This window comes from Marinimicrobium sp. UBA4509 (assembly GCF_002388575.1).
GTDB classification, from domain to species: Bacteria; Pseudomonadota; Gammaproteobacteria; order Pseudomonadales; family Cellvibrionaceae; genus Marinimicrobium; species Marinimicrobium koreense.
Genome location: NZ_DGMV01000050.1, coordinates 165,036 through 172,886 on the forward strand (window position 1 = coordinate 165,036; position 7,851 = coordinate 172,886).

The window sequence follows — 7,851 nt, forward strand, 5'->3', positions numbered from 1 at the left end:
ATGTTCGGTTTCGCGGCCTCGGCTTATGCCGAGAAGGCGCCGGACTTCACCCTGAAAAGCGACAACGGTGAGAACGTTCGTTTGGAAGAACAGCGCGGCAAGGTGGTGATGATCAACTTCTGGGCCTCCTGGTGTGCGCCCTGCCGTAAGGAGATGCCGCTGCTGGAAGAGCTGCACGACCGCTACGAGCAGGCCGGCTTCACCCTGTTCGGCGTCAACGTCGAGCAGAACCCCGAGGCCGCGCAAAAATTCCTGGACGATGTCGGCGTCACCTTCCCGATTCTGTACGACCCCGACAGCACCGCCAGCCGCGCCTACCAGGTCAGCGCCATGCCCACCACCGTGATGGTGGATCGCGATGGCAATGTGCGCTACGTCAACCGCGGCTACAAAGAAGGTGATGAAGCCAAGTACCGCGACCAGATCCGGGAGCTGATTCGCGAATGAAGCCGATTCGCTACAGCCTCGCGCTCACTTTCTGCGCTCTGCTCGGTGCCTGCAGTGTGCAGCCCTGGGTGCAACCCTACGAACGCCAGAAGCTGGCCGACCCGATCATGAGCTTTGATCGCGACCCGGCTTCCAGCAGTTATCTGGGTCATGTGCACGACGCCCGGGAGGCCGGTCGTGGCGCTGATGGCAGTGCGGGAGGCGGCTGTGGCTGCAACTGATCGATCGCGCACGCGGGCAAGGCACTGGCTGGCGCTACTGGCTGTCGGGTGTTTTGCCGGCACCGCCGGGGCGTCCGTACTGCCCGAAGAGCGCATCGATGTTCTGTATCACAGCTACGATGGGGGCGGCGTCAAGATTGACGGGCCTTCGGTGTTGGTGCGCAAAAGCATTGGCGAATCGGTCTCGGTGTCCGGTAAGTATTACGTCGATACCGTCAGCGGCGCGTCCATTGATGTGGAAGCCGCTGGGGTGGACGTCAACTCTGCCGCCAGCCCCTACGCCGAAGAGCGCACCGAATACAATGCCGGCATCGACTACCTGAACGACCGCACCTTGATCAGCGCCGGCTACGCTACCAGCCAAGAAAATGATTACGACGCGGAAACCGTCAGCTTCGGTATCACCCAGACTTTTTTTGGCGACCTGACCACCGTCAGCCTCACCACCAGCTACGGCGACGATGTAATCGGTCGCAACGATCGACCGGACTTTGAAGAGCATCTGGAGCGCCGCCGCTACGGACTGACCCTGACCCAGATTCTGCGCACCGACCTGATTGCCGCGTTCAGTTATGAAGCGGTCATTGACGAAGGTTTTCTGAACAATGCGTATCGGCAGGTGCGCTACCGGGACTCCAGTAGCGCCCGTGGCTATAGCTATCAACCGGAGGTCTACCCCAACACCCGCAACAGCGACGCCTTCGGTCTGCGGGCCATTTACCACCTGCCCAACCGCCGCTCCGCCCTGCGCGGGGAGTACCGATACTTTCAGGACAACTGGGCGATCGAAGCCCACACCGGTGAGCTGCGCTACACCCACAGTCACGACGACAACTGGTTGTTCGAGTTGAAGTTGCGCCACTACGATCAGACCGGCGCGGACTTTTACTCGGATCTGTACGACTTCCGCGACGCCCAGAACTACCTGGCCCGCGATAAGGAAATGGGGCCCTTCAGCTCCAATACGATTGGCTTGGGTGCCACCTATAATTTACCGCGCTTCGCCATCCCGGGTTTTGAACGCAGCAGCATCAACCTCTATTGGGACCACATCCGTTTTGACTACGAAGACTTTCGCGATGTCCGGGTTTCCCCCGACGACTACGCCGCCGGGGAAGAACCTCTGTATCAGTTTGATGCCAACGTGATCCGATTTTATCTATCGTTCTGGTTCTAGACGACTCGACGTAAACGTTAGGTTAGATAGACGGGCAGCATCCTTACGCGAGGTTCGCGATAGAAATCTGAGTAACCCCCTGGATGAGTCAAGAATCCGCTAAAAGTGTTCTTCTTTGCTATGTCGAACACGAACAATCACGATTCTGCTGGTTTCTTCCCGATACCGGAGAATATATTCACCCGCCCCGAACGTCAGCATGAGGTCCCGATAATCGCCCATGTTTTCCACTGGCACTCCAGCTTCCGGGTTATCTTGCAGAATCCTCACGCCTTCAACAATTCGCTGGGACGCCCGCTGTGCGGCGAGGGGGTTTTGGGATTTAAGAAAGTTTCTAAGGCGGGCAATATCTTTGGATGCGTCCGGCAGCCAGACTATTTCACGGGGCATGACTTCTCCTGATCCGTACCCCAGGATTCGAGCCAATCCATCATGGCGTCATTATCTACAGTCTCACCCGTCTCCTGGTACTCCTCCCAACGCGCCAAAGTGAGCTCATTTTCATGCTCCTTGCGCTCTTCTTCCTCGATATACCGGGTCAAAGCCTCTTTTGCCAAAAAGCTCTTAGAGCGTTTTGTCTTGGCGGCCAGAGCACTTAGACGGCTTTCAAGCTGCTCATCCAGGCGAACACCCAACATAAAGTCACCCGTTTACCGTTGTTAAACAATGATTAACAACGGTAACACCACGGCTGATCATTTGCCAGTTTTTCCGCAAGAGGAAGATCTCACTGCGCCGACCGGACGGAGCGTCAGGGGAATCAGGGGCAATGGTTGTGGCCCCGGCTATTTACCTCGCGGCCCGATAAACAACCAGATGATAAAACCGAGGAAGGGGAGGAACAGCAGGACCAGGATCCAGATGAGTTTGGCGGTGCTCGACTCTTTACTCTGGGCCACCTGCAGCAAGGCGTAGATGACACAGATCAGCAGGATAAGACCCAGAATACCGGTAATCTCGATGGACATTGAACGCGCTCCTTTCTCTGGTTGATGGCGAGAACTCTGCCGGGGTGGCAGTGATTATCTCGGCAAGAAATCGAAAGTATAGTTCACTTGGGTCACGGTCACATCCGCGTCGGGGAAGGTGATCAGCAGAATTCGGGCCAGCAGGCGCTGTTCAAGTTCTTCATTGTTCAATTCACTGGACTCGATCCGCGCTTCGGAGATTTCCCCGCTGGGCTCGATGACCATACGCACCACCAGTTTGCCCTGCAGAAGCGGGTCCTGGCGCAGGGCGCGGTTGTAGATGGCAAAGATGGCGCCCATGTGCTGGTCGATGACCTGTCGGATTTCCTCGTCGCTGCGAGCGGCCAGCTCTCTCGGGCCGCTCGCGGCGGCTTCTGCTTCGGCGGCTGCCAGCGCTTCCGCCTCATCGCTGACCCGGGTCGATTCCCGGGCGGCGAGTTCGCCTCCACCGGTATCCCGGCTGAGTTGATCGGTATCGATGCCACCGCTGTCCTCGGCGACCTGCCCTTCCAGGCGGTTGCGGTCGGGCCGCTCGGCCTCGGACTGACCCTCGGACAGGGCGGCCTGCTCGACCTTACGGGTATCCAGGGTATTGCGCATGGCGGCCAGAGCGTCCCGATGTTGCATCAGGCCACTGCGAGCGGCGGTTTCCCGGGCCTCTTCCACCCGGGCAGGGGGCGGTGGCTCAGGTTGAGGCTCGGGTTCCGGCAGGGGTTCGGGCTCAGGCTCCGGTTCTGTCTCTTCCGGCTCGGGTTCGGGCTCCGGTTCCGGCTCGGGCTCAGGAGGCGGTGGCGGCTCCTCTTTTTCCAGTATCACCCGGGCCAGTTGCGGTGGCAGCTCCGGTGCCTCGTCCCGGCTGGGCTCTGGCAAGGGCACGAACGGAATCACCAGCCCGAGAATGAGCAACAGTATGATCAGCCCGCGCAGAATTCGCCGGTAGCGCTGATCGTCCTCGGCGCTGGATTCCCAGGGCAGATCGGTGTTGGGGCTCGGATATCGGGTCATATCAGCCCTCGGCCTCCGAGGCGATCTGGTCGACCGCCAGAGCGATATCGCGATAGTCCGAGGCGGCGCAGGTGGCCATCACTTTTTTCAGCAGTTTATAGGGAATGCCTTTATCCCCCATGATGGTGATCGGTCGGCCGATCTGCGCCTCGGCCTCCGTCAGCGGTCGGGCACGCTCGGCGCGCAGGGCCAACTCTTCCGATAAACCGGGGATCTCTTCGTCCTGCTGCGCCAGAACATCGGCCACGGACGCCACCGGTCGACCGTTTACCAGAATCTGCTCATCCCCCACCACCAGCAGCAGACTTTCATCCGGTTGCTGGTCCGCCACCGAGGCGGGCAACTCGATATTTTTATCCCGGCTGAGCACTTCCACCTCGGAGGAGTTGACCAGCAGGAAGAACACCAGAATGGTGAAGATGTCCATCAGGGACACCAGATTAAGCTTGGGCAACTGACTCAGGCGACGGTGGTGCCGGGCCATCCGGCGGGCGCGCATGGACTGCTTCATTCGCTCGCCTCCTGTGCGGGGGCATCGCCCAGGGAAATGACCGGGAAGAGTTCGGCGTTCACTACCGATGCGGCCACTACCGCCCTGAAGGATCGGGCGGTGTCCATCGCACTGACCAGCGTCTGATAGGGAGTATCCGGCTCGGACAGAATGACAATATCGTTTTTGTCGATGCCCTGGTTTTTGAGCGTCTGTTTCACCTGCTGGAGCAATTCCGACAGGGCGGGCAGGTCCGGCTCACCGTCTTGATGAGGCACCCGCTCGACGGGAACACCGGCGGGGAAATTGACCTGGAAATGATCGTCACGAATGATCAGTTCAATCTGCTCATTGGGCTCGTCGGTTTCGCTCGCTTCGCTGCTGGCACTTTTGGGCAGTTGCAAATCCAGTACGGTGATGCGGGCGAATACCATGCTCATCAACAACACCGGCACCAATATGATCATCAGATTCATAAAGGAGGTGATGTCGAGCTCCGCTTCTTCTCTGTGTCGATGGCGCCGTCGATGAAACATCGCGCTTGCTGTCCTTTAACCGGGTAAGAAGGCCGCGAGGACGGCGTCAGGCTTGTGCCGATGGTTCAGAACCGGGCTTACCGCTCGCCCGCTGAGCCGTGCCCACCCCCATCAGGTTCAGGCATTTGACGCCCGCCATTTCGAGACTGTCGATGATCTCGGTGGTTTTGGTCTGCAGGGTGGCGTGAAACAACAACAGGGGAATGGCCGACATCAGACCAAAGGCGGTGGTATTCATGGCCACAGAAATACTGGCCGAGAGCAGGTTGGCTTTTTCCGCCGGGTCGGCATCGGCCACTGCGGTAAAGGCGGCGATCAGACCGATGATGGTGCCGAGCAGGCCAAGCAGTGTGGCGATATTGGCCAGAGTCGCCAGATAGGGCGTGCGCTTCTCCAGACGGGGCATGGCTTCCATCACGCCCTCTTCCATCGCCAGCTCAATGTCGTCGCGACGCTGGGATTGGCTCATCCGGGCGACGCCCGCACTGATGATCCGGGCAATGGGGGCTCGGGAGGTCTGGCCGAGTTTCATCACGCCGGCGTAATCGCGCTTTTTCAGCAGTGGCATCAGTTGCTGAAAGGCCTTGCGGTTGGCGGACTTGGCGTGAGTCAGGTAGAGCCAGCGCTCCAGCGCCACGGCCACCCCTACCACCAGCACCAGTGCAATGGGATACATGAAGGGGCCGCCGTTCTGGAAAAAACGCAGCACGGTAGTGATAAATTCCATGGGTATTGCCCTCAAAATGCAAACGCGACGTCGCCCGTATAGAACGACGGATGTTTATAAAGCCTGCTATGTTTTTTTGAATATATTTTTTGAAATAGTGTTGAGACGGGCAAACCCGCCTGACGCGTTGATCATTATGCCGACTTGGCCGCAGCGAAACTGTGAAGCAGGTTGATTTTTGGGAGGATTCCGCTGCCGTTCAGTCGGCGATTTCGACCGTCTCTTCCCGCTGACGCAAGGTGCGCTGCAGTTCATCCCGTTCGACGTGACCGAAGACGCTCTCCAGTTGCCGCTCCAGGGGGTCATAGTCCGGCTCAGGACTTTCCGGAGTCTGCCAGGGCACCACATGAAAAACCTGGGGCTGCTCGCGGTTGCCGGTCACCCGGGATTCCAGCTCGATCACCGGTCCGGCGTCCCGCTCAGCGTCGGTTTCACTCTCTTGCGCCCAAAGCGACGCGGATAACCCCGCCAGCAGCAAGAAAAACAGCCCTCGAGTCCAATGGTTCATTGTGCCTCCTCTGCGGCCAGACGCCGCTCCAGATCGACGATCCAGCCCGCCACCCGACGGTCCGGTTCATCCTGACGCTGCTGGTAGGCGCGGTAGTGCAATAGCGCCTGTTCACCTTCGCCCCGATACAGGTCCAGCAAGATCCCCAGGTTCAGGTGGCTTTGGGCGTGAAACGGCCAGACCGTCAGCGCCTGCCGATAGGACTGCTCGGCGGCCTCGAAATCACCGGCCTCACGCTGCAACAGGGCCAGCTGGTTGTAGGCATCCAGGTTATTGGGATTGATCGACAGGGCCTGCTCAAGGGCGGCCTTGGCCTCCGTTACCCGACCCTGTTCACTGTGAATTTTCGCCAGGTTGACCCAGGGGCCGGACAGTGCGGGATACTGCTCGGTCATCGCGCTCAGCAGCTGCTGTGCCTGTGCGTCATTGCCCTGGGCCATGGCCGCCAGAGCCCGGTCGAAGTCCGCCTGCGCCCGAGCGCTGACACTCACCGCCATCTGTTCGTAAGGGTTGGGGGTTACCGGGCCTTCGGGCAGCGCCGATGGCGCCGATGCCTCGGTTGACACGTCCACCTCCGCCTCCGGCTCCGATTGGGGCGCCGTGGCACAGGCGGTCAGCCCCAGAAAGGCACACAGCATAGTCAGCCGCCGCACAGCATTCAGATCAGTAAATCCCACGGCTAACCTCCGCCACCTGTTCTTCCTTGCCATAGCGGGCCGGCAGTATCTGAGCCAGGGCTCCGAAGCTCTCTTTGACCCACAGGTCGTAAACGCCGCGCTGGGTGCGTCGGGCATTGATTTCGTAGAGTTCGATGGCTTTTTCCTCGAAGGGATAGGCCTGCTCTTCCAACAGAATATCGTACTGCTCCAGCTCCAACACCCCCAGACCTTCCGGGCGCTCGGAGTCCATGAGGTCACGCCCCAGTTGGTGATAAATCGCGGCCATACGGTGGCTGGCACGGGTACTGAATTCCGCCACCCCGTAGTCCAGAATGGCCTCCTGATCCGCCAGGGCCCGCTCCAGGGCTGCGCGTTTGCGTTCCAGGCTCGGCCCCAGAGGCAGGCGCAGTCTGATTTGACTGAACGCATTGAAACTCGACTCCGCCAGTTCGCTGGCGGCGAAGGCGGCAAGGTAGTTGGAGCGACCCTCCCCCGACTGATGACCATCCACCAATCGACGCAACCAGAACGCGCGTTTGTCCGCCTCACCGGTCTGCCGATAGAGCTCGGTCATCTGGTACTCCGCCTCCCGCCGGTCGGCCCCCGGTTGCGGATAGTTGTGTGCATAGCGTCGAAAGGCGTCGATCGCTTCACTACGCTCCCCCGCACGCTGGTATAGCTCAGCGGCCAGGTAGAGCGACTCGCGCTGCAGCTCGGGATCGTCGCTGATCTGCTCGACCCGGCGCAGCTCGGCGGCCGCCGCCAGCCAGTTTTCCCGGGCCTGATAGACCCTGGCCAGACGCACCGGAATCTGCGCCTGCAGTGGGCTATCGGGATAAGCCGCCCGGAACGTCTCCAGGGCCTGTTGCGCCTCGGGCCAGCGTTCAAGCTGCATCAGGTAGTGCGCGGTATCGAACTGGGCCTGGACCGCCACTTCGGTGGTGGGCAGAGTCTCGGGAATCTCCGCGAGCAATGCCACCGCCCCGGACATCTCCCCGGCGTCCAGTTGCTGGCGGGCGCGCTGGTACATACTGGCGGCGATACGCTCACGCACCTCGGCCTGACTGGGCGCGCCGTTAATGCTTCTGGCGCTACCGTCTTCGGTCTGGGGCC

The 7,851-nt window shown here is 60.2% G+C and carries 13 protein-coding genes; 3 read left to right on the forward strand and 10 right to left on the reverse strand.

Annotation, left to right across the window (positions count from 1 at the left end; genetic code table 11):
- From B3520_RS08760 to B3520_RS08770, 3 genes are read left to right on the forward strand one after another with little or no spacing between them, the layout of a single operon-like run.
- The gene (locus B3520_RS08760; protein WP_286875873.1) at positions 1-447 is read left to right on the forward strand and encodes a TlpA family protein disulfide reductase; all 447 of its coding nucleotides are present in this window, start codon (positions 1-3) and stop codon (positions 445-447) included.
- Positions 444-668, forward strand: a complete 225-nt coding sequence (locus B3520_RS08765) for a DUF4266 domain-containing protein (RefSeq protein ID WP_286806134.1) — start codon at positions 444-446, stop codon at positions 666-668. The genes B3520_RS08760 and B3520_RS08765 overlap by 4 nt, the downstream gene beginning before the upstream one ends.
- Complete coding sequence (locus tag B3520_RS08770; RefSeq protein ID WP_286806132.1) at positions 655-1,845, forward strand: DUF3570 domain-containing protein; 1,191 nt, start codon at positions 655-657, stop codon at positions 1,843-1,845. Before B3520_RS08765 ends, B3520_RS08770 begins: the two co-directional genes overlap by 14 nt.
- Before the next feature lie 99 nt (positions 1,846-1,944).
- On the opposite strand, the gene B3520_RS08775 is transcribed toward B3520_RS08770, so the two are convergent.
- The 10 genes from B3520_RS08775 to B3520_RS08820 all read right to left on the reverse strand — a co-directional run.
- Positions 1,945-2,235 (reverse strand): type II toxin-antitoxin system RelE/ParE family toxin, encoded by a 291-nt coding sequence (locus B3520_RS08775; protein WP_286806129.1) that lies wholly within the window; start codon positions 2,233-2,235, stop codon positions 1,945-1,947.
- Positions 2,220-2,483 carry a CopG family transcriptional regulator gene (locus B3520_RS08780; protein WP_286806127.1) on the reverse strand — a complete coding sequence of 88 codons (264 nt, stop codon included), beginning with the start codon at positions 2,481-2,483 and terminating at the stop codon, positions 2,220-2,222. The genes B3520_RS08775 and B3520_RS08780 overlap by 16 nt, the downstream gene beginning before the upstream one ends.
- A gap of 147 nt (positions 2,484-2,630) precedes the next feature.
- The gene (locus B3520_RS08785) at positions 2,631-2,813 is read right to left on the reverse strand and encodes a PLDc N-terminal domain-containing protein (protein WP_286806125.1); all 183 of its coding nucleotides are present in this window, start codon (positions 2,811-2,813) and stop codon (positions 2,631-2,633) included.
- Positions 2,814-2,867: 54 nt separating this feature from the next.
- Complete coding sequence (locus B3520_RS08790) at positions 2,868-3,818, reverse strand: AgmX/PglI C-terminal domain-containing protein (RefSeq protein WP_286806123.1); 951 nt, start codon at positions 3,816-3,818, stop codon at positions 2,868-2,870.
- A gap of 1 nt (position 3,819) precedes the next feature.
- Positions 3,820-4,329 (reverse strand): ExbD/TolR family protein, encoded by a 510-nt coding sequence (locus tag B3520_RS08795; RefSeq protein WP_024461554.1) that lies wholly within the window; start codon positions 4,327-4,329, stop codon positions 3,820-3,822.
- On the reverse strand, positions 4,326-4,844 hold the full coding sequence (locus B3520_RS08800; RefSeq protein WP_286806119.1) for an ExbD/TolR family protein: 519 nt from the start codon (positions 4,842-4,844) through the stop codon (positions 4,326-4,328). Before B3520_RS08800 ends, B3520_RS08795 begins: the two co-directional genes overlap by 4 nt.
- Positions 4,845-4,890: 46 nt before the next feature.
- Entirely contained in the window at positions 4,891-5,571 is a 681-nt protein-coding gene (locus tag B3520_RS08805) for a MotA/TolQ/ExbB proton channel family protein (RefSeq protein WP_036160864.1), read from the reverse strand.
- 199 nt (positions 5,572-5,770) lie between these two features.
- Positions 5,771-6,079, reverse strand: a complete 309-nt coding sequence (locus tag B3520_RS08810; RefSeq protein WP_286806117.1) for a hypothetical protein — start codon at positions 6,077-6,079, stop codon at positions 5,771-5,773.
- The gene (locus tag B3520_RS08815; RefSeq protein WP_286806115.1) at positions 6,076-6,756 is read right to left on the reverse strand and encodes a tetratricopeptide repeat protein; all 681 of its coding nucleotides are present in this window, start codon (positions 6,754-6,756) and stop codon (positions 6,076-6,078) included. Before B3520_RS08815 ends, B3520_RS08810 begins: the two co-directional genes overlap by 4 nt.
- The coding region (locus B3520_RS08820) for a tetratricopeptide repeat protein (RefSeq protein WP_286875875.1) at positions 6,743-7,851 on the reverse strand (1,109 nt) is incomplete at its 5' end. The genes B3520_RS08815 and B3520_RS08820, both read right to left, overlap by 14 nt.